The organism is Nibribacter ruber, from assembly GCF_009913235.1.
Classification (GTDB): Bacteria; Bacteroidota; Bacteroidia; order Cytophagales; family Hymenobacteraceae; genus Nibribacter; species Nibribacter ruber.
Window position 1 is genome coordinate 3,365,690 of sequence record NZ_CP047897.1, and the last position, 24,252, is coordinate 3,389,941.

The following is a 24,252-nucleotide window of genomic DNA, read 5'->3' on the forward strand; positions in this document are numbered from 1 at the left end:
TTCTTCGTTTTTGGGCTGTTTTCCAGAAAAGAGACCAAAAACGCGGTCTCTGCTTTCTTCTTGGCAACTCATTTGATGCTAGCCTACATCTTTGGGGTCTGACTTGGAAAACGACGGGCCCGGCACCAGTTCTGCCAACGGCGGCAACCAACGCGCCGACCCATATTTGGGGTTGATGACGATTTTATTGAGCAAGGGGTCCACAGAAGCTTCTTCGTGCAGGCGGTGCAACAGGTGCCAGGTGGCCGTGGTGTCTGGCAAAGCGCGGTGCCAGCGGGGAAGGGGCACGTTATAGACCCGGCACATATCTGCCAGGCTTCTGGGCGAAGGCCGCCGCATGCGGCATACAGAGAGCGTGTCCAAGAACGGGTGTTGGATGGCGGGCATTTTATAACGTCGGTAAGCGGCGTACAGGAAGCTTAGGTCATAGCTTGCGTTGTGGGCCACTACCACGCTGTTTCCAATGAATTCTCTCAGAATGGCGAACGCCGCCTGCTCTGCCATGCCGTGTACCAGGTCCTCATCCCTTATGCCTGTAATCTCCGTGATTTTTCGAGGAAGCGGGGCTTCCACCCTCACCATGGTCTGAAACTGTGAGACTACTTTGCCATTGGCGCCGCGCAAGGCCGCTATCTCAATCACACGTCCTTTGCCCGCGCTCAGGCCCGTGGTCTCAAAATCCAGCACCGTCACATTCTCTAGTACGGGCGTGATGTTAGGAAACAGCGGAAGGAAGTCATTGGACATACAGCGTACAGAAAGTGATAAGCTAAAAAGGAAATTTCTATACGTGTACTAAGCGAAGAAGCTTGGGTAATTTCGTTTTTAGGCTGGTTTTCAGAAAAGAGGCCAAAAACGGACTTTGAATAAACCATTCCATCTTGAAACCCTATCTGGCTAGTATCGCTCAACGCCCGGGGCTGGTTTCCAGTCAGATTGAGGTTCAAAATGCTGCCAGAGGATTTTGGAAACATTCCTGATCAAAACAGAGCCTGCGTTGTCATAGGCCCAGCGTTCGTCTTTCTGGTTTTTGGTGATGATGCAGAACACGTAATCGCCGTGGGGCGCGTTGACCAGCACCACCTCAGACTTGGACTGATTCACCGCCCCAGACTTTGACGCGGTATGCACATACGGCGGTATCTGCGAAAGCGCCTCACTGTCATAGTAAATGCGGCCCAGGTTGCGGTACATGCGTTCACTGGCGGCGGGGCTCACCGCTTTGCCTTCCCTAATCGTGGTCAGGAGCGTAGCCATCTCGCGGGGCGTGGTCTGGCCCCAGCCGTACCTTTCCCAGTTGGGCCTTCGGTTGGGCGTGCGCGAGTTCATGCGGGTATGCACAAAGCCGTTGCTTTCCAGCCACTGGTTAATGGCCGTGCCGGTTCCTGCCAACTGCTGTAGCCACAAACTGCCCGTATTGTCTGACGTGGTAATGCTCAACATCTGCACTTTGCTCAAGGCCACCAAGCTGCTGTCTTTGAAGTTGCCCACAATGTCTTCGCCGGCATAATATAAAGAGTCACGGTACTGAAGAATGGCTTTGGGGTCTAGTTCGCCGCGCTCTATCTTGTTGAATACGCCCACCATGATAGGGACCTTGATCATGCTGGCCGTAGGAAAGAGCGTGTCTGCGTTAATAGCTACCGTTTTGCCCGTCTTCAGATGCTTTACATAAATACCCACCTCGCCTTCAAACCCTTTGGTCAAGGCCTCTAGCTTTTGGGTTAGTTTTTGGTCTATCTTCTCTTTAGGCTTCTGCGCGAAAGAAGTGAAGGCTAGCAGGCAGAAAAGCAGAGTTTGGAGGAAGCGCATAGCAATTAGTTTTATCCGGAAAAGATAGGGAATCTAACAGAAATGGGAGAGGCGCTTTTTGCTTGTTTTCTGGGAATTAGGGCAAAACCGGCAAAACACTCGTAAGAGCTCCGCGCACTGCGAGGTCTTTGAGAGTCCTGAGTCGCGAATTCTGAGTCATTCTCCTTGCCCGCGCCAGCGCATGCAGGCATTTCAACCCCTCCACAAGCAGCCCGCCCACCCTCGACCGAGGGTAAAGAGACTGGTCAGTTTAAGTCTCTTTGCCTGAGGGAGATAGTAATGACTTATCAATTGGCAGAGGCGTTAGCCTACCATGAAACAGACAGCAGTTCACGGTGCACCTTTCTGAGCCCCCGCCCTGTCTGAGCGGTCAGCGAGTTCGGGGGTTCTTGATTCTTTTGGTTACTTTTCTCATCAAGGAGAAAAGTGACAAACGCAGGCAGAAAGTAAGAAATAGATGAAGTTAGGAAGTAATAGTTGGGAGGCAGAGGCTTGGGAGGCAGTTCCGGTCGTTGGTGAGAACACCAACAACGGCGGGATTTATAAATCTACTATGAGAAGCGTACTTATTGCAAGGCCAAGGTGAATGCTTACTAAAAGGAGCAAAGTTCTGTACTTGTTACTTATTATATCTAACAAGACCCCATAAAAGGGGAATTGGAAAATGGCTAATATGATAGAAGGGGTGATGGACTCGCTAAATAATGATGATGCTGAGATTCCTATTGGAAACAGAACTATGATAGTTTTATAGTATCCACCACCCAAGAGGAACCCACTAACAAATAGTAGAATAGGAGTAAGGCCAAGGCCCAAAAATGAAAATTTGCAACTTTTACCTAACAAATACATGGTGGCAATTGCTTTACGCCGCAGATGCTTTCTCAATCACCTTCGGCTCAATGTCAAAGAGGTACTGGTTGAGTTTGGAGCGGAGGTCGGCGGCGGAGAGGTTGCGGTAGACTTCGCCGTTGCGCACCAGGGCAATCTGGCCGGTTTCCTCAGAAACCACCAGCACAATGCTGTCGGTGACTTCGGTGAGGCCGATGGCGGCGCGGTGGCGGAGGCCCATGGAAGCGGGTACGTCGTTGCTTTCGGTGACGGGCAGGATACAGCGCGCGGCTTTGATGCGGTTGCCATGGATGATCACGGCCCCGTCATGCAGGGGACTGGTCTTGTTGAAGATGGACAGCAGCAGGCGCTTGCTCACCACGGCATCAATAGAATCGCCAGACTCGGCATAATAACGCAACTCAGAGCTTCTTGCGAAGACAATCAGGGCGCCGGTGTTCTTGCCGGCCAGGGACTTGGCGGCCTCAATGAAAGGGGTAATGCTCAGTTTGTCTGGGCTTTGGCTTTTGCGCCACGGGAAGCTTTTGAAGAACCGGTCATTGTTGAAGGCCGTGGTCTTCCCGATCATCAACAAGAAACGCCTGATCTCGGGCTGAAAAACAATGATGGCCGCCAGTACGCCCACGCCCATGAACTGCCCCAGAATAATGGTGAGCAGCTCCATGCCGGCGGCCTTTACCACCAGGTAGAGCAGGTAGATGGATAGGAGGCCCAGGAAGATTTTGAGGGCTACGCTACCGGTGAGCAGTTTGTAGAGCTGATAGAGCAAGACGGTGACCAGCAGCACATCAATGATGTCCAGCCACTCTACTTCTAAAAACCCTATGGTAAATAACTGAATCACGCGGTTCTGGTTTTTTCTACTAGTTGTATGGTCTGCGCTGCCTCCTTCACATCATGCACCCGCAAAATGTTGGCCCCGTTCAATAACGCCAGGGTGTTGGCTACAATTGTGCCCGGCAAGGCCTCGGCCGGCGTCACCTGCAGCGGTTTATAGATCATGCCCTTGCGGGACAAGCCAATCAAGAGCGGCAGTTCCAGCATCTCCAGCTCCCGCAAATGGTTGAGCAGAAAATAGTTCTGGTCCATGGTCTTGGCGAACCCGAACCCAGGATCCAGGAGAATGTCCTTCACGCCCAGGGCCCGCAGCCGCGCAATTTTTTCTGTGAAATAAGAAATAAGTTCTTCCAGCAAGCCGTTGGGGTACTCCGTGTAAGAGGCCATGGTCTGCGGCGTGCCGCGCATGTGCATTAAAATATACGGAATTCCCAGCCGCCCGATGGTCTCCAACATGCCTTCGTCCAGGCTGCCACCAGACACATCATTGATGATATGGGCCCCTTTTTGGGCGGCTTCCCGGGCTACCCTGGCCCTGAACGTGTCTACAGAGATGAGTGCTTCTGGGTACGCCTGCGCCACAGCCTCTATCACGGGCAGTACGCGGTCCAGCTCTTCCTGCTCAGAGACTTCGGGCGCGCCCGGGCGGGTAGAATAGCCGCCAATGTCCAGGAACGTGGCGCCGTCTGCCAGCATCTGCCCGGCCCTGGTCAACGTCATGTCCAGGTTAGAAACCCGGCTGTTGGCGTAGAAAGAATCTGGCGTGGCGTTCAAAATGCCCATCACAAGAGGTACTTCCAATGAGACCAGTCTGCCCCCGCAGTTAAGGGTAGACTTTTTGCAAAAAAGTGTATCTTTCGCTTTAAATAGGCTCATTTACCTTAAAAGTAAAACGAAAAACTTGATTCACCAAACGGCCCAGGAATACCAGCGTGTAGTAGAGGCGTGTCAGCGCCTGTTCCTTCAGAAGACCCAGGATTATGGAACGGCCTGGCGCATTTTGCGTCTGCCGTCCCTCACAGACCAGATTTTCATCAAGGCGCAGCGCATCCGCTCCATTCAGGAGAAAGGCACCCAGAAGATACAGGATGACATCACCTCTGAGTTTGTAGCCATTGTCAACTACTGCGTCATCGCGCTCATGCAGGAGCAGCTCATGGCGGCCGGCGAAGAGGAGCAGGCCCTGCCCGTAGACCGCGTGCGCGAACTCTATGAAACCGAAATACGCAAAACCCATAACCTGCAACAAGACAAGAACCATGACTACGGCGAGGCTTGGCGCAGCATGCGCGTAGAATCCATGACCGACTTGATCTTGATGAAAATATACCGCACCAAGCAGATAGAGGACAACGACGGGCAGACCCTGGTGTCTGAGGGCGTAGAAGCTAACTACCGTGACATGCTCAACTACGCGGTCTTCTGTCTCATTAAACTAGGCTACCCGCATGGTACTACGTCTGCTCAATAGATTTGCCTGGCTGGTAGTTGGGGCGCTGTTCATTTTCTCTGGCCTCATCAAACTCAATGACCCGGTAGGCACGGCCATCAAACTGGAAGAGTATTTTACGGTGTTCTCCAAGGACTTCTCCAGCATCTTTCTGGCCTTTGTGCCCTACGCGCTGTACCTGTCCATTTTCCTGAGCTCCCTGGAGGTGATTCTGGGCGTGGCCCTGCTGGTGCGCTGGCGCTTGAAGCTGGTGCTCTGGGTGCTGCTGGGCTTGACCGTCTTCTTCACGTTCCTCACGTTTTACTCGGCGTATTTTAACAAGGTAACGGACTGTGGTTGTTTTGGAGATGCCATCAAGCTCACGCCCTGGGAGTCATTCTCTAAGGATGTGATTCTGCTGGTGTTGCTGCTAATCCTGTTGGCCACCCAGCGGTTTTTGCCTCCTTTTGGTAGAAACAGCCAAAAAACGGCAGGCCTGGTGGTCTTGGTGACTGTGATCTTGTCGGTGGGAATGGGCGTGTATGCGTACCAGCATGAGCCGTACCTAGACTTCAGGGCTTACAAAGTGGGCGCCAACATTCCGGCCTTAATGAAACCTTCTGCGCCGCTGCGGTATGAGTACCTCATGGAAAAGGACGGCAAGGAAGAGCGCTTCACCACGTATCCTACAGACCCTAGCTACACCTTTAAGAAGATGGAGACGCTCAACCCAGAGGACGCCCCCAAAATCACCGACTTCAACGTTTGGAACGATCAGGGAGATTTCACCCAAGAGCTCTTTGTGGGCAACCGGCTTTTGATTGTGGTGCATGACGTGAAAAAGACCCATCCCAAAAGCTTCTCAGAAATAAACAGCCTGCTGGCGGGCCTGGAGAAGAACCAGACGCCCCAGGTAACGCCGGTGGCTCTGACCTCTGCCAACAGCCAGGAGTTTGACGTGTTCAGGCATGACGTGAACCTGGCGGTGCCGTACTATTTTGCAGATGCCACCGTGCTGAAGACCGTGATTAGGTCCAACCCGGGACTGCTGCTGTTGAAGAACGGCGTGGTAGTGGGCAAGTGGCATTACAATGATGTGCCTACGGTTCAGCAGGTGCAAGCCTTGTTATAGTTGAGTGCCGTTTTTGGCCTGTTTCCTGGAAAACAGGCCAAAAACGATGCCTTGGTCTTCTGTCATGAATGTAAGTGTATGAGCAACGCTGTGAGAATCTTCTTGGTGGGCATGCCCGGCAGCGGGAAATCTACCGTGGGGAAAATGCTGGCGCAAAAGCTGGAGCTGGAGTTTCTGGATTTGGACGCGCTCATAATAGAACAGGAAGGACTGTCCATTGCTGAGATTTTTGAGCGCCGGGGGCAAGACTATTTCAGAGAAGCAGAAGCCAGCGCTTTGCGAAGCCTAGAAAGCAAACCGGGCGGTTTGGTAGTGGCCACGGGCGGGGGAGCGCCCTGTTTTCTGGGCAACATGGATTACCTGCTTTCAACAGGGATTGCAGTATACCTGAAGGTTTCGGCCAGGGAGCTGCTAAAAAGATTTACGGACGAGGAACTGAGGGTGAGGCCCTTACTCCAAAACAAATCTGAAACCGAGCTGTTGGCCTATTTGACTGAAACCTTAGCCCACCGCGAGCAGTTTTATAAGAAAGCCCAAGTGGTGGTAGACACGGCAGGTGTCTCCATAGAAACCACTGTTCAGGTACTGGAAAAGCAAGTACTGCCCTGTCTTCACCGGTTCTAGGACCGGATCGTCTCATAATTTTACCTATTTTTGTTCGTTCAATTTGACAGAATCGTTTCAGTAATCTTTTACCCATGAAACCGAATCATAAAGGATCAGCTACTATTTTCAAGAACCCGGCGCTGGAGCGTTTAACGCACACGCACATTGCTATTCCTATCACCATCTTTTTAGTGATTGCCACTGGTTTGCTGGTATATGGCTTTACGTACGGGTTCATTGATGTGCTCTCTGCCGTTGGTTTGTTCCTGGCCGGCTGGTTGATGTTCTCTCTGGTGGAATACATGGCCCACCGCTTCATCTTCCATATGGAGACAGACACTGAGCTGAAGAAGAACATCCAGTACACCTTCCATGGCAACCACCATGACTTCCCTAAGGACAAGACGCGTCTGGCCATGCCGCCCATTGTGAGCTTGTTCATTGCTTCGTTCTTCTTCTTCGTGTTTAAGCTGGTGTTTGGCACGCTGGTGTTTGGCTTGGTGGCAGGTTTTCTGTTTGGGTACGCCTTGTACCTGTTTGTGCACTATGCAGTGCATGCCTATGCGCCACCTAAAAACTTCTTGAAGACCCTCTGGATCCACCACAGCATTCATCATTACAAAGACCCAGAGAAGGCGTATGGCGTTTCTTCGCCGCTATGGGACTACATTTTGGGTACCATGCCTGAGCGTAAGAGATAAAGGTTCAAAATACGCATAACCGTAACAGAAAAGGTTGCCCCACAAGGCAGCCTTTTCTGTTGTGCGGTTACTGGTCTTCCACAGCGGTCTAACCTATTTCTGAACGACATGCGTTAAACCATCCCTTCTCAATAGCGATGGTGAATGTTCCGCCCACTTTACCTTGCATTAGTTCCCCTTCTCTTTCTAAGGATTCTGGTGGATTGAGCTTAATCTTTAGCCTAATATCCTACTTGTCATTTGAGTGTTGGTCTGGCTCTTTTTCCTGAATCTGGGTAGGATTCTACTTTTCACGCAAAACTATTATTTAACTTATGTTAAATTGTTGATTGATAAGCTTTTATTGAAATTATTGTACGAAATTTATCATGATTTGAGGTCAGTTTTATGCTGAAAGGTTGTTCTGGATTAGATTTTGGTAAATTTTTCTCAAAGTAGTGGCTTCACTTATAGTAAACTGTCTTTCATAGAGTTAAGCTGCTGGTAAGACTTGGTAAGTTCTTGCTTAAAATGTGCTGAATTATCTGTTTTTGCTCCAAATATAGACCTTCTTATATATTATTTATTGAACTTTATTAATAAAACCCTATGATTAAATATGTGATAAAAATAATGCTTTCAAAAAAAGTTATGCATTAAAGAAAGAACTTTTTGTTTTATAAAAGGTAAATAGTGCAAATAGAAGTGTCTAAAATTACTATCCATAAACATATGGTTTTTAGATATTTAAATATAGATAAGCCATATTTAGAAATATTTTGTTATAAGTTAGTGCTTAATTCATAATATATTAAATTAAATTAATACTGTTTTACGAGTCTAATACAAGGGTAAGTCAAATCTTGAAACAGTACAATAGATAAATATGAAAAATTGATAAAAATGATTGTGGAAATTGCATCGGAAGTACAAAAAGTCCCTCGCTATGTACTAAACCTTTTTGAATTGACACATTTAGATCATTTTTATGCAACATTTTTACACGTCAAAATCATTAGTTCAAGAGCAGCAGGGGGCAAAACTAAAACCAAGCTCTAGTCCTTCTAAGTTATTGGTTGCTTTCTTTTCCTTGATTCTCTTTATTGGAATTTCATGGAAGTCTGAAGCGCAATCAATTTCAATTGTGAGTTCTGCTTATTGTCCTGGTGGTCAAATTACCATCACGGCAAATCAACCGGCCTCTGTCAATGGGAACGTATCTTACACTGTTGACGTAGTTGCTTCTCCAACTGAAACTGCTCCTAGCTTACAGCAACTCGTAACTGGTAATGTTTTTAGTACTAAACAAAATACCCCGACTGCAACCTATACAGCCACATTTTCTACTACTTTGAATTATAGTGGTACTTTATATCTGAGAGCAATTCCAAATAATGCGGGAGGAAACCTTCCTGCAGTATATTCTCCACAATCATTTACGTTAGTAGCAAGTCCGCCTTCTCCAACTACCGGTACTTCTTCTACTGTTTCTTATGTATATGGAGATGCTGTTACAGGTAAAACTTTGTCAGTTACCCCATTGGATGGCCAAACTATTAATTGGTATAGTGCAGCCACTGGCGGGACAGCCATTGCAACCAATTCTTCAACTTATACTCCCTCTGTTACTAACGTTGGTACTTATAAGTACTATGCTGAAGCGGCTGGAGCAGGATGCGTGAGCACCACCCGTACAGAAATGACACTAGTCATCACAGCACGGCCCCTTTCCATTACTGCTACTGCTTCAAATAAAGTTTATGACGGGAACACAACCGCTACAGTCAATTTATCTTCCAACAAATTGACCAACGATGCACTCACTATTTCCTTCACTAGTGCCACTTTCTCTGATAAAAACATAGGCACCGGCAAAACAGTTACTGTAGCTGGTATTTCTATTTCTGGAACATCTTCTTCCAACTATACGCTATCAAGTACAACGGCCACTACAACAGCCAACATCACGGCAAAAGCCCTGACGATCTCCGGCCTGGCTGGCATCACAAAGGTTTATGACGGGAACACAACCGCCACGCTCACGGCTGCTACCTTGGTTGGTGTGATCTCTCCAGACGCGGTCACGCTTAGCGCCGCTGGCACCACCGGCACCTACAACACCAAAAACGTAGGCACGGGCAAGGCCGTCACTGTGACCGGCTACACCATCACCGGGGGCGGCATCGGCAACTACACCCTCACCCAGCCAACGGGTGTGACCGGCGCTATCACAGCAAAAGTTCTAACCGTTTCTGGTTTAACAGGTGTTTCAAAGGTTTATGATGGCACCACAACAGCTACGCTTTCTGGTACTGCTACCTTGGTTGGGGTTATTTCTCCAGATGTGATTAACATTAGTGGAGCTAGTGCCACTGCTAACTTTGCAGACAAAAATATTGGAACTGGCAAAGCCATTACAGTTGCAGGATATTCACTTTCTGGAACCGGATCTACCAACTACACATTAACTCAACCTACTGGCCTTGCAGCCAACATCACAGCAAAAGCCCTGACGATCTCCGGCCTGGCTGGCATCACAAAGGTTTATGACGGGAACACAACCGCCACGCTCACGGCTGCTACATTGGTTGGTGTGATCTCTCCAGACGCGGTCACGCTTAGCTCTACCGGTGCTACAGGCACTTATGCAGATAAAAACGTAGGTTCAGGAAAAGCCATTACTGTGGCCGGCTATACTATCACAGGTGGAGGCATCGGCAATTATACACTAACGCAACCATCAAGTGTAACCGGAGCCATCACAGGCAAATCTTTGACTATTTCTGGGCTTACGGGAGTTGATAAAGTATATGATGGCACTACCACTGGTTCTCTATCTGGTAATTCTGCATTAATAGGAATTGTAGGCAGTGATGTTGTAACTATAAGTGCCGCAACAGCTTCTACCAGTTTTTTAGATAAAAATGTTGGTTCAAATAAGCCATTAACTGTTGCAGGATATAGCCTTGGCGGCGCTGAAGCTGGAAACTATTCATTAACTCAGCCTACCGGCCTAACCGCCAACATTAGTGCTAAATCATTAACAGTTACTGGAATTACAGCTACTTCAAAAGAGTATGATGGTACCACAGTTAGCACATTGTATGGCGCTGTTTTGCAAAATGTAATATCTGGTGATGATGTATCCTTAGCAACTTCAAGCGTGGCTGGGATATTTGAAGACCCAAACGTAGGCACTGGTAAAACTGTTACGCGTACAGAATTATACTCTCTCTCTGGAACCTCAGTAAACAACTACACTCTTACTCAGCCTGCATTAACATACACTGCAGATATTACTCCTAAAACGCTGAGAATTATTAATGTCATAGCAAAAAACAGAGACTATGATGGTACCACTAAATGCGACCTTGAAGGTATTGCTGATTTAGATGGTTTAGTTAACACGGATGCAGGTAAGATTATCATAGGAGGAACTGCCACTGCTATGTTCTTAGAAAAAAATGCTGGTCTTGGTAGGAGTGCGACTGTAACGGGTTATGCTCTTTCAGGAAATGCAAGTGATTTGGCCAATTACACTTTAGAACCATTTTTCCCTAAAGCAGATATTGCTCAAATACCACTTACAGTAAACGTTATTAGTGAAAACAAAAAAGATACTAAAGGCAACCCTATTGTAAGCCTATTCACCACTAATGTATTGACAGGTGACACAGTAGACCTTGCCTATGCCAATGCTAAGTATGTAACTGATGCAACAACCGGTTATATATCTATTGATGTGACTGGCATTTCAATAAGTGGAAAAGACGCCGGGAACTATGATTTAAAGACCATACAGGCTATGGGCATCAACCCACTCCCTGTGACTTTAGTTTCCTTCACGGGCAAGTACAACAGCAAGACAGGTGTAATGCTTGCCTGGTCAACGGCTACGGAGAAAGACAACGCTTACTTCCAGGTGGAGAGAAGCACCAATGGCAAGACGTTTAACACCATAGGCCAAGTGAAAGGCAATGGAAACAGCAGCACCTTGATCAAATACCAGTTTGTAGATGGCCAGCCGGCAAACGGAACTGCTTATTACAGACTGAAGCAGGTAGACGTGGACGGCAAGTTTGAGTACACCAAAGTAATTGCCGTCAACACCCAGGGCGCTTCTATGGCAGTGGGCATTATTAAAGCCTATCCCAACCCAACCTACACTGGCAAGGTGTCTTTAGAGGCGGGCAGAGGCCAAGGCGGAACTGCGGTGATCACCCTGTTGAATGGCAACGGACAAATCATCTCAAAGCAAGAAGTGGTGCTGCAAGAGGGACAAGCCCATGAACTGGACCTGAGCCAGCAGAAAGCCGGCATGTACTACCTGAGAGTGGAGAACGCCGCAGGGCAGAGCACCTCCAGAATTGTAAGACAGTAATAATATAGAGTAGGTAAAACAGAAGAAGGCCACCCGTACGGGTGGCCTTCTTCTGTTTTTTGGCTAATTCCTGAGAAACAAGCCAAAAACGATTATCGTCTCATCTTGCGCAAGAGCCAGCCAATCAAAAGCACGATCAGTACAATGACAATGACGGCGGTCCACATGCCGGCCTGAAAAATGTCGCCTACCAGCTCACAGCCAGATAAGGTAAGGGTCATTACCAGCAGCAATGACAGAAAGTATGCCTTAAGCGTTTTCATAGTTTTAGTGTTAGGTCTGGTGAAGAGCCTCTGTGCATCAAAGGCTAGTATATTGCTTAAATACTCTTCTTCGTTAGAAAAGGTTAAAAAGAGGCGGGCAGGGAGCAAACCAAGCGCAGTTGGTTTTTAGCTTGTTTTCCAGGAATTAGGCTAAAACTGTAGCTCGGTTTAAGTATATAGTGTAAATTGAATACAGTTTAACGCGTACGGTTTCGTCTCTTATCGTTTAAATAGTATGTCTACCAGAATCATCATGATGGCCAGTGCCTTAGGGTTGGCTGTGCTAGGAATAGTGTTCTCGTTTCTTCCGCTGGAATTGCTGGCGTACCTGGGTCAGTCCATTGAGCCAGAAATGGGCCTGATGTTGCAGTTGGCGGGAGCCCTGTACGTAGGATTTGCCATGCTCAACTGGATGGCCAAAGGCATTTTGATTGGTGGAATTTACGCCAGACCTGTGGCCATTGGTAACTTGACCCACTTTCTGGTAGGCGGCCTAGCGCTCCTGAAAACCCAGCTGGGCGGAGGAGCCACCCTAGAGGGTTGGCTGCTGACCGGCTTTTATCTGCTCTTCGCGGGGCTCTTCGGGTGGATCATGATGACGCATCCTTTTAAAAATGTTAGGAACCAAGCTTAATCTGGCATCAGGAACGGCAGAGGCAAGGTCAGGAAAAACTGAACAGCGCTGGTGAACGATGATCCAGTATAGCGATTATTCCTAGAGAGGGAGGGTAATCAAAGCAGTGTAATCTATCTGGGGCCAATGCGTTCGCATGAGGTTAAAAGCAATCCTGAATTAATGGATGTACCTTGGTGTCAAAGCCGTCCATGACGAATTTGAGTTGGAAGCCGAGCCAGATGGCGTATCTTTGAGAACGATAGGCGGTTTCTGGAGGAGGCAAACTTTTCCCAGAGTTCTGCTGTTCTGCAGCCAAACCCGGGGAACGCCTGTAGTAAGCGGCTTCCATGAATGAAGACAACATGAAAAAAGTAACTCAGTTTTTAGTAGTAGCTACCGCCGTGGTAGGCATGGCCTGTTCAGCTGATAAGCAAAGCGCGACCGGTAAAGAAGGATTCACCCCGCAGCCCATGAACTTTGGGACCGCTGCCACCTCTACAGACTCTTCCGGCGGAAGCGTCGCCATGAACCCGCCCCACGGCCAGATGGGCCACCGCTGCGACATTGAAGTGGGTGCTCCGTTGAACTCGGCACCAAAGGCTACCCTGCCTATCACTACGTCTACGCCGGTGCAGGCGGCACCCCAGCCAGTGCAGGTAACGCCGCAACCCGTGGCCACTGCGCCCGGCATGAACCCGCCGCACGGACAGCCGGGCCACAGCTGTTCTGTAGCCGTAGGCGCTCCGCTGCCCAAATAATAATTTCAAAAGAAGGCTCCAGCAGCTTTATAATAAAAGGCGTTTTTGGCCTGATTTCTTGAAATCAGGCCAAAAACGCCTTTTTCATTTGCAAGAAGCAGGCCTGCCAGACGGTGCCGCCTCCCTGAAATATAATCCCGCGTATGCCACCCGGTTGGCCAGCAAAGGCCTTGATTGGTGGACAGATCCCGCAGGAAAGTACTTGGTCAACGTCTTTACTGAAGGGCAGGCAGACAAAGATATATTTAAAGTGCCACCCCGTTTTTGGCCTATTTCCCAGAAAATAACCCAAAAACGGGGTACCACTTTAAAAGCTATACCACATAGGATAGCCTGAACTCCGGAATCTCAATGTTCTGGTAGCCAATTTCCTCCAGGTCTGCTTTGAGTTGTTTCATGACCGGAACCTCGCCGTGCACCAGAAAGATTTTCTGAATCTGGTCTTTGTCCTGGCAGTGTAGAAACTTGGCAATGTCACCGTAGTCGCCGTGGGCGCTGTATTCTTTCATCTCCATCATCTCGGCGCGTACTTCCACTTCTTCGCCATGGATGAACACTCTGTCTGCGCCGCCGGTCAGTTTGCCGCCCAGGGTAGAAGGTTCACAATAACCGGTCACCAGGACCGCGCTGTTAGCATCGGCCAGGTTGTTTTTGAGGTGATGCTGGATGCGGCCCGCGTTCATCATGCCAGAGGAAGAGATAATCACGCAGGGCTCGTCCATCTTAATAAGTTCTTTAGAATCCTCCACCTCTGTGATGTAGTTCAGCTGCGGAAACCCGAACGGGTCTGGGTCTTCCTTGATGTAGGCCAGCATGGTATCATTGAAGCACTCGGTATGCTCGCGCATAATGTCTGTGGCGTAGACGGAGAGCGGACTATCCACAAACACTTTAATGTCGGGCAGGCGGCCCTCTTCTGCTAAATAATTCAAAGAGTAAATCAATTCCTGGGTGCGGCCAATGCTGAACGCTGGAATGAGCAATTTGCCCTGCCGTTCTACGCACACTTCACGCACAATCTTTTCCAAACGGTCCTCGGTGTTCTCCAGGCTGTCATGCACGCGGTTGCCGTAGGTAGACTCACAGATGATAATTTCGGCCTGCGGAAATTCCTGCGGTTTGTTCAAAATGCGGTTGGCAAAGCGGCCAATGTCGCCAGAGAAAGTGAGGGTTCTGGTACGGCCCTCGTCCTGCAGTTTTAGGTTGATGGCGGCGCTGCCCAGCACGTGGCCGGTGTCTGTGAAGAGCAGTTCTACGTCTTCGTCTATCTGGTAGGGTTGGTTGTAGGGCACGGTTTGGAACAGGGTCAGGGCTTTGTCCACGTCCTCCAGGGTATAAAGCGGGTCCAGGCCTTCTAAATCGCCGTTGTTGCCCTGTATGCGGGCACTGTCTCTCAAAAGCAGTTCGCAGAGTTTCAACGTGGGTGGCGTGCAGAAGATGGGGCCGTTATAACCGTCTTGCACCAGTTTGGGAATGAGGCCAGAGTGGTCAATGTGTGCGTGTGAAAGGATGAGGAAGGTGATGTTCTCGGGCTCAAACTCAAAGGTGCGGTTTAAGTCATCAGATTTATTGCCTTGTCCTTGTGAGAGGCCGCAGTCCAATAAGATGCGCTTGCCGTTCTCTAACGTGACAAGGTGCTTGCTGCCCGTCACGGTCTGGGCGGCTCCGTAAAATGATATGGTCATGAAGGATCTTCTAAAAGGGTAGGCAGAAGTGTACGCGCAGGCTTTGGGCTTGTTGTGGAGGGTAGAGAAGTTGTCTTCGTTTTTGGGTTGTTTTGCAGGAAACAGGCCAAAAACGGCACTCCGCTCCATTGTTTTCTCAAGAGAGACCAAGGCGAAATTGATTCTCAGGAGAATGCCGTACTTTTGCACCTCTTATGGCAAATTCCTTCTCCTTCTTTCTGGCCCTCACGCCCCCGTGAGGTTGGGCTCCCAGGATAGTTTCAAGTAAAGGCTTGTCTCTTTTTCAAAAAATGGCCTGTTGCCAAGGCCGAATTACTAAACACGCCTAAGGTTAAATTTAGGTGTCTTCCGTTCCTTATTGATTTTTAAGAATGAAGCCTATAATTCGTCTGTTTGATTTCAGTCAGAAAGTAGATTATAAGAAAGAGGTGTTGGCCGGACTCACGGTGGCCATGACCATGATTCCTGAGTCGCTTTCCTTCGCTATTCTGGCTGGTTTTCCGCCGTTGGTGGGGTTGTATGCGGCCTTTATCATGGGCTTGGTGACGGCCGTGCTAGGCGGAAGGCCGGGCATGGTCTCTGGCGGCGCCGGTGCTACAGCGGTGGTGCTCATTGCCCTCATGCAAGGTCATGGCTTGGAGTATGTGTTTGCCGCCGTGGCCTTAGCGGGCATATTGCAGATTCTGGTGGGCGTGTTCAAGCTGGGCAAGTTCATTAGATTGGTGCCCCAGCCGGTCATGTTCGGGTTTGTGAACGGCTTGGCGGTCATCATTTTTATGTCGCAGGTAGAGCAGTTCAAAAGCGGTACGGGTTGGTTGTCTGGTGACACGCTCTACATCATGGCCGGACTAGTAGCCTTGACCATTGCCATCATTCTGGTGTTGCCCAGGATTACCAAAGCCGTACCACCGTCCTTGGTGGCCATTCTAGTGGTCTTTGGCGTGGTGATGGGTTTTGACATTGACACCAAACTGGTGCGTGACATCGCCTCGGTGAGTGGTAGCCTGCCGCCGTTCCATGTTCCGCAGATTCCTTTCACGCTGGAGACCTTGCAAATCATCTTCCCGTATGCCTTGATCATGGCTGGGGTGGGCCTTACAGAAAGTTTACTCACCATGAACCTGGTAGATGAAATCACCGGCACACGCGGCAATGGCAACCGCGAAAGCATGGCCCAGGGTACGGCCAACGTGCTGAATGGCTTCTTCTACGGCATGGGAGGCTGTGCCATGATTGCCCAGACGCTGGTGAACCTTTCGGCTGGTGCGCGTGCAAGATTGGCAGGAATTGTGGCCGCCTTCACCATTCTCACTATTATTCTAGTAGGTGCGCCTTTTATTGAACGTGTGCCCATGGCCGCGCTGGTAGGTGTGATGGTGATGGTGTCTATTGGTACGTTTGAGTGGATTAGCTTTAGAATCATCAACAAAATGCCCAGGCATGATGTCTTCGTGGGTATCTTGGTAGCCGTGATCACTGTTTGGCTGCACAACTTAGCCTTGGCCGTGTTGATTGGCGTCATCATCTCTGCTCTGGTGTTTGCCTGGGAAAGCGCCAAGCGCATACGAGCCAGAAAGTACCTGGATGAAAATGGTGTGAAGCACTATGAACTGTACGGACCATTGTTCTTCGGATCTGTGGCCGCGTTCACTGAAAAGTTTGACGTATCCGATGACCCGCAGAAAGTCATCATTGATTTCAAAGACAGCCGCGTGGCGGATATGTCGGGCATTGAAGCCCTCAACAAACTCACCGATCGCTACCAGAAAGCCGGCAAAAAACTCCACCTCCGTCACCTAAGCCCCGACTGCCTTGTCCTGTTGAAAAACGCCAAGGATGTGATTGAGGTAAATATTGTGGAAGACCCGCATTATGGGGTTGTGACGGATGAGTGGGTGTAAAGGCGATGAGCGTTTTTGGCTTGTTTTCTGGAAAGTAGGCCAAAAACGAATCCCCTAGCTAAACGCAGATTCTCCCCTTGAGGGGAGCGCAGAGGGGTGTTTACATTAGCAGGTCATAGCTTTCTCAACTAAAAAGATAACTCTGAAGAAGGTCCCTACTTCTATATTGGTTGGGGTAATCTCTGGTGTAAGCAAGATATAATCCTCTTGTGTAAACACCCCTCTACGCTCCCCTCAAGGGGAGAATCCGCAACTTCAAACAGCTTTGGTGCTTTGGTGTTGAGACAAAGGGCTCACAGTTTCTGCAACTGTGAGCCCTTTTTGCTATTCGTTTTTAACCTGATTTCCAGAAAACAAGCTAAAAACGCTATACCAACCCGCGTAACCGCTCGGCAGCGCTTTCTGGGGTGATGTCCCGCTGTGGGTTGCCCATGAGTTCATAGCCTACCATGAATTTCTTGACGGTGGCGGAGCGCAGAAGCGGTGGGTAGAAGTGCATGTGGAAGTGCCATTCCGGGTGCTCCTGTCCATCGGTGGGGCTTTGGTGCAGGCCGGCAGAGTAGGGGAAGGAGGTCTGGAATAGGCGGTCGTAGACTTCAGAGAGCTGTTTCATGATAGCGGCGAAGGCGTCTTTCTCCGCATCGGTCATCTGGCCCAGATGTTGGAAATGGCGCTTAGAGACAATCATGGTCTCAAACGGCCATACCGCCCAGAATGGAATGAGCGCTACAAAGTGCTCGTTCTCCAGCACAATGCGCGTCTTCTCCTCCAACTCCAAGGCCAGGTAATCTGCCAAAAGGCTTCGGCCGTTCTCCTGAAAGTACTGGGCTTGTTGCACGGTTTCTTTGGCAGGCTCTACTGGTACTGAGCTTTGCGCCCAAATCTGGCCGTGCGGGTGCGGATTGCTACTGCCCATCACTTGGCCCTTGTTCTCAAAAATCTGCACGTAGTTGATGTAGTCCAGCGCGCCCAGTTCCAGGTATTGCTGTTGCCACAGGTCCACCACTTTTCTAATCTCAGGCACACTAATCTCAGACAGAGTCAAGTCATGGCGTGGTGAGAAGCAGATGACTTGGCAGATGCCTCGCTCACTTTCGGCTTTGATGAGGTTACCTTTGGTGAAGGAGCCAGCAGGCGTCTCTGATTGCAAAGCCGCAAAGTCATTGGTGAACACAAACGTGGACGGGTAGTCTGGATTGGTTTCGCCGTTGGCGCGCAGGTTGCCGGGGCACAGGTAGCATCCCGGATCATACTGCGGCCTTTCTTCTATGGTCACCGCTTCCTGCTGGCCCTGCCACGGCCGCTTTGACCTATGCGGAGACACCAAGACCCAGTCGCCGGTGAGGGCGTTGTATCTTCTATGCGAATGGTCGTTTAAATCAAAAGACTCCATTGGTTAATGAGTGATTGAGTGATTGCTGGAATGAGTGAATGGTGATGGCGTCTTGGCCTGTTTTCAGGAAACCGGGCTAGAAACGAGGCTGCTGCCGTTGACAATCTCGGCAATATAGGCTTTCATCTTAATGCCAAATTGCTGTTCATAGGCATCTTCCATCGTCTGAATATAAGGGCCTACCTGGTCTAATTTCACCAAGTTAATAGTACAGCCGCCAAAACCTCCGCCCATCATGCGTGCGCCTAACACGGCCTCGTTCTTCTTGGCTAAGTCGGCTAAGAAATCCAGCTCGGGACAGCTTACTTCATAGTCATGTTGCAGGCCCTGGTGCGAGGCGAACATCTTTTCGCCAAAGGCAGCCATGTCTTTGCGTTCCAAATCCTGACAGGCGCCTTCTACGCGCAGGTTTTCTTCCACCACGTACTTGGAACGCTTGTAGACCACCGGGTCAAATTCAGATTGGTGTTGGGCCAACATCTCTAAAGTAGCATCGCGTAGACTGTTCACTTCTGGGTAATGCTTATTCAGGATAGCCACACCGGTCTCACATTCTTGACGGCGGGTGTTGTACTCACTGGAGGCCAAGGAATGCTTTACTTGGGTGTCTAACAGGACGATGCGGTAATCATGCATGTCTAGGTCATAATAGTGGTAGTCCAGAGAGCGGCAGTCTAGTTTTACCACGCGGTCATACTTGCCGAACATGCTGGTAAACTGGTCCATGATGCCGCACATGACGCCGGCAAACTCATGCTCGGCTTTCTGGGCCATCTTCACCAAGTCCAGCTTATCAATGTTGAGCGCGTACAGGTAGTTCAATCCATACGCCAATCCGCACTCTACTGCCGCCGACGAAGACAAGCCTGCCCCAATGGGAATATCGCCCCCGAACACTAGGTTAAAGCCTTTAATGGTATGACCCGCCCGTTGCAATTGAGCAATGACGCCCAGCAGGTAGTTCGCCCACCGGATGTCGCTTTTTTCAATCTTGTCCAGGTCAAAGGACGCCGTCTCCTCCAGGTCATAGGAGTAGACATTGAATAGGTTAGTACCGTTGGGCGCCAAGGCAAAGTAAATCTCTTTGTTGATGGCGGCCGGCAGCACAAAGCCATTGTTATAGTCCGTATGCTCGCCAATAAGGTTGACGCGGCCCGGGGAGCGTACCACCACGGGGTCTAAGCGGTAAAGTTCTTTGTATTTGGAGACGATGTCTTGCACCATAGGGTAGGTTGTTTTGCTTGGTGTAAATAGAATCTGGGCAAACGCGCCGTTTATATTAACGCATCTGCCCAGATTTTGATAAGGTAATTGGTGGAAGGTTCTCCAGTAGGAACCTAAGTGCAAAGTAGATGTAGCCACACCTCTCCACTTTAGGGCTGGTACTATTCTGCTTGTTGGTGATAACACCAACAAGGGCAAGGAAGAACCCAAATGAAAAGTAGATTTAGCTAAACCTCTCCACTTTGTCATCCTGAAAGGATTTTGTGGGCAAACTAGAAAGGCATAAACTCAAATGCTTTTCCATTTCGCTCACAAGATCTTGGCAAGATGGCATAATACATAATAACACGCTTCTTCCTGAATCTTCTCTCTTACCAGAATACAGTATACAAGGCCGCTAGAATGCCGCAAATTATAATAGACCACACGGCAAAAGAAGTGGTTGTCTTGAACATGGAAGCGTCAATCTCCAGGCCTTTCGGGTTGTCTTTGCTTCTAGGATCCAATAAACTCATGACAATCATGATGAAGGCTAAGACGCCAAACACAATGCCCATCCGGTTGATGAAAGGGATTTCCTCAAACTGGAATTTCAGGAAGATGGATAACGGAATGGTTAACAGTGCCGCCGTCAAGGCCGCCGCAGAGGTAGTGCGTTTCCAGAAGAAGCCCAGCGCAAAAATGGCAAACACGCCCGGCGAAATGAAGCCCGTATATTCCTGAATGTATTGAAAGGCCTGGTCCAGGTTGCGTAGCAAAGGCGCTACCAGCACGGCAATAATAAAGGATGCCAACACGGCAATTCTGCCCATGCCTACCAAACGTTTCTCAGAGGCATCTTTGTTAAAGAATTTTTGGTAAATGTCTAGCGTGAAAATGGTAGAGATACTATTGGCCTTACCCGCCAAAGAAGCTACAATGGCGGCCGTCAAAGCCGCAAAGGAAAGACCTCTCAAACCGATAGGCAACAGCTCCAACAACACCGGGTAGGCGTGGTCTGGTTTAATGTGGCCAGCGGCATTGGTCATCTCCTGCTGGAACGCTCCGTTTTTAAACAGCACGTACGCGGCAATACCTGGCAACACCACAATCACGGGCATCAATAATTTTAAGAAAGCCGCGAATAAGAGACCGTTACGGGCAGTGTTCAGGTCGGCGCCCAAGGCACGCTGGGTAATGTACTGGTTGCAGCCCCAGTAGCTCAAGTTGATAATCCACATGGACCCGAAGATCACAGATAAGCCGGGCAGTAACTCATACGCATCGCGGGTGCCGCCTTGGCCGTTTGGGATCATCATTTCGCCTTCAGAAACTACCATGCTAAAATGGTCTGTCGCTTCTCTGTGGATGATGGACAGGCCGTCAAAGATGCCGCTGCCGCCTAGTTGGTCAGACACCAAATCTACGGCCAGGTAGGTGGTTGCCAATCCGCCCAAAACCAATACAAACACCTGTATAACGTCTGTGTAGCCAATCACCTTCATGCCACCCAGCGTGATAAAGATGGCGAAGATGGCCATGCCGTACATGCAGTAGTAAAAGTCTAGTCCCGTGATGGTCTGTATGGCCAAGGCCCCCAGGTACAAGATAGAGGACAGGTTCACAAACACGTACACCAACAGCCAGAACACCGCCATGATGGTGGCCACGCCGTTGTTATACCGCTGTGACAAGAACTGCGGCATGGTGTAAATCTTGTTCTTGAGGTAAATGGGGATAAAGAAGATAGCCACCACAATCAAGGTAGCAGAGGCCATCCACTCATAACTAGAAATGGCCAGACCCATGGCAAAACCAGAACCCGACATCCCAATGAACTGCTCAGCGGAAATGTTAGAGGCAATCAACGATGCGCCAATGGCCCACCAAGTCAAAGACCCCTCGGCTAAGAAGAATTCCTTAGAATCCAGTGTCTTGCTTTGCTTGCGTTTGTAAATCCAGTACCCGTACCCCGACACAATCAGGAAGTACAATAAGAAGATAGCGTAGTCAATGGTGTGTAATCCCATGTGGTAGTAAAGCTTTTTGTTAGTTTGGTTTGGGTATGTGGAAGGTGTTAAGATACTAATATTGGAGAGGTTACTGATCGGGTGGCCTGGAGGAATCACGCACTACCAGCTTAGGGTCTAGCACTATTTTCTGGGGAAGAGTTTCTGTGTTGGCATTCCCCGTGATAGCGTTGAGCAAGAGCTGAGCGGCCTCGCGGCCCATTATATTGGTCTGTTGGTCCACGGTGGTAAGGCTGGGGGTGATGTACGCGCTGAACGCCTCATTGGCAAACCCCACCAAACCAATCTGCCCCGGCTGATGGAACTCGGTTTCTTTGATGGCCTGCAAGGCACCCAGCGCCGTGAAGTCCTCTACTGCAAACACGGCGTCAGGCATCAGGTCCAACTGCAATAACTGGTTCATCCTTTCTCTACCCGAGTCAATGGAGACTTTGCCGTAGACAATCAAATCCTCATCCACCACCAGCTTATTAGCAGAAAGGGCGTCTACGTAGCCGCGCAGCCGCTCATGGAAAATCTTGATGTGTGATGGTCCGGCAATGTGCGCAATTCGTCGGTAGCCCTGCTCCACCAGGTGTTCGGTGGCCATGTACGCACCTTTGTAATCATCAATGACCACGGTAGACACGCCCAAATCCTCAATGGCGCGGTCAAACAGAATCAAGGGCGTGTTGCGCCTTTTGGCCTCCAGAAAGTGGCTGTAGTGCGTGGTTTCTTTGGCAATGGAAGCAATGATGCCGTCTACGTTAGACTGCAACAAGGTTTGAATGCCCTGTACTTCTTGCTGATACCGCTCATTGGATTGGAACAACAGCACATTGTAGCCTCTGGCCTTGGCCACTTCCTCAATGCCATGAATCACAGACCCAAAGAAACTGATCTCGGCAGACGGAATGATGACCCCAATGACCATGGACTTGCCTGACCGTAAGGAGCTAGCCATGCGGTTCTGTTGGTAATTGAGCTGTTTGGCCGTGACCCGCACCATTACCTTTGTCGCCTCACTGATAGAGGGATGGTCATTCAACGCCCGTGACACGGTGGCCGCCGAGGTGTTGAGAGCTTTGGCAATGTCATGGATGGTGGTTCTGGGCATGAGTCACGTAATCGATTACGTAAATATAGAAGAAAGAAAATGACACAAGCAACACCCTCGGTTTCAAATCTTACCAAATGGAGTCTTGTCATAACACCCAGGTTACCAGAGATTACTTGCTTAAAAACCCTTTAAAGCGCCTATTCTAATGAGAACTGTCAGGGGTTTGGCAGCAGAGCAGGATTTTCATAATTTGGAAATGTAGCAACAACTTCTTAGTTATGCAACGTAATCGATTGCGTAAGGCTTAACCATGTACCGTTTTTAGGCTGATTTCTGGGAAACAGGCAAAAAACGACGTCATTCCTCAATAAACCCTAGGTTACCTATCAGAAGTATGACAGTGAATAGATACTTAAAAACCACCGTAGTATGGGCAGTAGGAGTGCTTGGTTTGGCAAGTTGCAGCAAGGAAGATGCTCCAGCACCAGCGCCAGTGGTCAAACCTGCTTCTGACTTTTACTTCGGGGCTGATTTATCTTATGTGAACCAGATTCTTGACCAAGGCGGAGTATACCAGGACAAAGGACAGACGCAGAGCCCCTACAAGATTTTCAAAGACCACGGTGCCACGTTAGCGCGGTTCAGGCTTTGGCACACGCCTACTTGGACCAAAGACGTTTATGGCGCAGAAGGCACGCAGCTATACAGCGACCTGGCAGACGTGGAGAAAGGTATGCGATTAGCCAAAGCCCAGGGAATGTCAGTGCTGCTGGATTTCCATTACTCAGATACGTGGGCAGACCCGGGCAAGCAGACGGTGCCAGCGGCTTGGTCAGGCATCAAAGACCCGCAGGTCTTGCAGGATTCTGTCTACCAGTACACCAAAAAGACGCTCACTTATTTAAACAGCAAAGGCCTCATGCCCGAACTGGTGCAGATAGGCAACGAAACCAACGGCGGGATGCTGTACACAGAGGCGCCGGCTGGTTTTCCGATGGCTTCCATGAACCAGCTATCCAACCTGCGGCAAGTGATTAACAGCGGTATAAAAGCAGTGCGTGACGTATCTGCCGGCTCTTCAATTAAATCAAAAGTCATCTTGCACGTGGCCAATCCCCAGCATGTAGAGTATTGGTTCTCGCAGGTGGCAGGTGTGGGCGGGGTCTCAGATTTTGACATAATCGGGTTTTCATATTACCCATTGTGGCATACCACCGTACCACTTACTCAAGTCTCAGACAACATTGCCGCCTGGCGAAAGAAGTTTAACAAAGACGTCATTCTCTTAGAGACCGCTTATCCCTGGACTACCAACTGGAACGACAACTACGCTAACCAATTGGGTGGCCAGCCGGCGCTGTCGGGATATCCTTACACGCCCACCGGCCAATTGAATTTCATGAAAGCTTTAACCAAAGAGGTGAAAGACGGCGGCGGAAAAGGCATCGTCTACTGGGAGCCGGCCTGGATTAGCTCCAATATGAAAGACCTCTGGGGAACGGGCTCTTCTTGGGAGAACGTGGCGCTGTTTGACTTTATGGGCAACCCGGTCATCGGCATGGACTACATGACTGCCACCTATAAATAACCTTTCGTTTTTGGCCTGTTTTCTAGAAAACAGGTCAAAAACGAAGC

The 24,252-nt window shown here is 49.5% G+C and carries 20 protein-coding genes; 9 read left to right on the forward strand and 11 right to left on the reverse strand.

The genetic code is table 11. The features are described from left to right. Positions 1 to 78: 78 nt before the first annotated feature. From GU926_RS14190 to folP, 4 genes are all read right to left on the reverse strand, one after another. A complete protein-coding gene (locus GU926_RS14190) occupies positions 79 to 747 on the reverse strand; it encodes a 3'-5' exonuclease (protein WP_160693017.1) in 669 nt (222 codons plus the stop codon). 150 nt (positions 748 to 897) lie between these two features. Beyond that, positions 898 to 1,812: a serine hydrolase gene (locus GU926_RS14195; RefSeq protein ID WP_160693019.1), complete on the reverse strand. Its 915-nt coding sequence runs from the start codon at positions 1,810 to 1,812 to the stop codon at positions 898 to 900. An 865-nt stretch (positions 1,813 to 2,677) separates the two neighbouring features. After that, on the reverse strand, positions 2,678 to 3,508 hold the full coding sequence (gene cdaA / locus GU926_RS14200; RefSeq protein ID WP_160693021.1) for a diadenylate cyclase CdaA: 831 nt from the start codon (positions 3,506 to 3,508) through the stop codon (positions 2,678 to 2,680). Continuing rightward, positions 3,505 to 4,302 (reverse strand): dihydropteroate synthase, encoded by a 798-nt coding sequence (folP, locus tag GU926_RS14205; protein WP_317165572.1) that lies wholly within the window; start codon positions 4,300 to 4,302, stop codon positions 3,505 to 3,507. Before folP ends, cdaA begins: the two co-directional genes overlap by 4 nt. 100 nt (positions 4,303 to 4,402) lie before the next feature. Here folP and GU926_RS14210 point away from each other — a divergent pair, with 100 nt between their 5' ends. The 5 genes from GU926_RS14210 (at position 4,403) to GU926_RS14230 (ending at position 11,729) form a co-directional block, all read left to right on the forward strand. Continuing rightward, on the forward strand, positions 4,403 to 4,972 hold the full coding sequence (locus GU926_RS14210) for a DUF1599 domain-containing protein (RefSeq protein WP_160693025.1): 570 nt from the start codon (positions 4,403 to 4,405) through the stop codon (positions 4,970 to 4,972). Then, positions 4,950 to 6,062, forward strand: coding sequence for a BT_3928 family protein (locus GU926_RS14215; protein ID WP_160693027.1), 1,113 nt, complete (start codon positions 4,950 to 4,952; stop codon positions 6,060 to 6,062). The genes GU926_RS14210 and GU926_RS14215 overlap by 23 nt, the downstream gene beginning before the upstream one ends. A gap of 78 nt (positions 6,063 to 6,140) precedes the next feature. After that, entirely contained in the window at positions 6,141 to 6,686 is a 546-nt protein-coding gene (locus tag GU926_RS14220) for a shikimate kinase (protein ID WP_160693029.1), read from the forward strand. A gap of 74 nt (positions 6,687 to 6,760) precedes the next feature. Beyond that, positions 6,761 to 7,369, forward strand: a complete 609-nt coding sequence (locus GU926_RS14225) for a sterol desaturase family protein (RefSeq protein ID WP_160693031.1) — start codon at positions 6,761 to 6,763, stop codon at positions 7,367 to 7,369. Positions 7,370 to 8,336: 967 nt separating this feature from the next. After that, on the forward strand, positions 8,337 to 11,729 hold the full coding sequence (locus tag GU926_RS14230) for a YDG domain-containing protein (RefSeq protein WP_160693033.1): 3,393 nt from the start codon (positions 8,337 to 8,339) through the stop codon (positions 11,727 to 11,729). 92 nt (positions 11,730 to 11,821) lie between these two features. Here GU926_RS14230 and GU926_RS18400 read toward each other — a convergent pair whose 3' ends face one another. Next, positions 11,822 to 11,992 carry a hypothetical protein gene (locus tag GU926_RS18400; protein WP_198001422.1) on the reverse strand — a complete coding sequence of 57 codons (171 nt, stop codon included), beginning with the start codon at positions 11,990 to 11,992 and terminating at the stop codon, positions 11,822 to 11,824. A 235-nt stretch (positions 11,993 to 12,227) separates the two neighbouring features. Between GU926_RS18400 and GU926_RS14235 the strand changes: the two genes are divergently transcribed. Beyond that, positions 12,228 to 12,626, forward strand: a complete 399-nt coding sequence (locus tag GU926_RS14235; RefSeq protein ID WP_160693035.1) for a hypothetical protein — start codon at positions 12,228 to 12,230, stop codon at positions 12,624 to 12,626. 142 nt (positions 12,627 to 12,768) lie between these two features. Here GU926_RS14235 and GU926_RS14240 read toward each other — a convergent pair whose 3' ends face one another. Beyond that, on the reverse strand, positions 12,769 to 12,972 hold the full coding sequence (locus GU926_RS14240; protein WP_160693037.1) for a hypothetical protein: 204 nt from the start codon (positions 12,970 to 12,972) through the stop codon (positions 12,769 to 12,771). Here GU926_RS14240 and GU926_RS14245 point away from each other — a divergent pair. Further along, positions 12,971 to 13,366: a hypothetical protein gene (locus tag GU926_RS14245; protein ID WP_160693039.1), complete on the forward strand. Its 396-nt coding sequence runs from the start codon at positions 12,971 to 12,973 to the stop codon at positions 13,364 to 13,366. The genes GU926_RS14240 and GU926_RS14245 overlap by 2 nt on opposite strands. Before the next feature lie 314 nt (positions 13,367 to 13,680). Here the strand turns inward: GU926_RS14245 and GU926_RS14250 are convergent, their stop codons facing one another. Continuing rightward, the gene (locus GU926_RS14250) at positions 13,681 to 15,051 is read right to left on the reverse strand and encodes an MBL fold metallo-hydrolase RNA specificity domain-containing protein (RefSeq protein WP_160693041.1); all 1,371 of its coding nucleotides are present in this window, start codon (positions 15,049 to 15,051) and stop codon (positions 13,681 to 13,683) included. Between the two features lie 371 nt (positions 15,052 to 15,422). Here GU926_RS14250 and GU926_RS14255 point away from each other — a divergent pair, with 371 nt between their 5' ends. Continuing rightward, positions 15,423 to 16,952 (forward strand): SulP family inorganic anion transporter, encoded by a 1,530-nt coding sequence (locus GU926_RS14255; RefSeq protein WP_160693043.1) that lies wholly within the window; start codon positions 15,423 to 15,425, stop codon positions 16,950 to 16,952. Between the two features lie 367 nt (positions 16,953 to 17,319). On the opposite strand, the gene GU926_RS14260 is transcribed toward GU926_RS14255, so the two are convergent. The 4 genes from GU926_RS14260 to GU926_RS14275 all read right to left on the reverse strand — a co-directional run bounded on the left by GU926_RS14260 (position 17,320) and on the right by GU926_RS14275 (position 22,674). After that, complete coding sequence (locus tag GU926_RS14260) at positions 17,320 to 18,345, reverse strand: UDP-glucose--hexose-1-phosphate uridylyltransferase (protein ID WP_160693045.1); 1,026 nt, start codon at positions 18,343 to 18,345, stop codon at positions 17,320 to 17,322. Positions 18,346 to 18,408: 63 nt separating this feature from the next. Then, positions 18,409 to 19,569, reverse strand: a complete 1,161-nt coding sequence (locus tag GU926_RS14265) for a galactokinase (protein WP_160693047.1) — start codon at positions 19,567 to 19,569, stop codon at positions 18,409 to 18,411. 371 nt (positions 19,570 to 19,940) lie between these two features. After that, positions 19,941 to 21,578: a sodium/sugar symporter gene (locus GU926_RS14270; RefSeq protein ID WP_160693049.1), complete on the reverse strand. Its 1,638-nt coding sequence runs from the start codon at positions 21,576 to 21,578 to the stop codon at positions 19,941 to 19,943. Between the two features lie 70 nt (positions 21,579 to 21,648). Further along, positions 21,649 to 22,674, reverse strand: coding sequence for a LacI family DNA-binding transcriptional regulator (locus GU926_RS14275; RefSeq protein ID WP_160693051.1), 1,026 nt, complete (start codon positions 22,672 to 22,674; stop codon positions 21,649 to 21,651). Positions 22,675 to 23,011: 337 nt separating this feature from the next. On the opposite strand from GU926_RS14275, the gene GU926_RS14280 reads away from it, so the two are divergent. Further along, positions 23,012 to 24,205, forward strand: coding sequence for a glycoside hydrolase family 53 protein (locus tag GU926_RS14280; protein ID WP_160693053.1), 1,194 nt, complete (start codon positions 23,012 to 23,014; stop codon positions 24,203 to 24,205). The last annotated feature ends 47 nt before the right edge of the window (positions 24,206 to 24,252 follow it).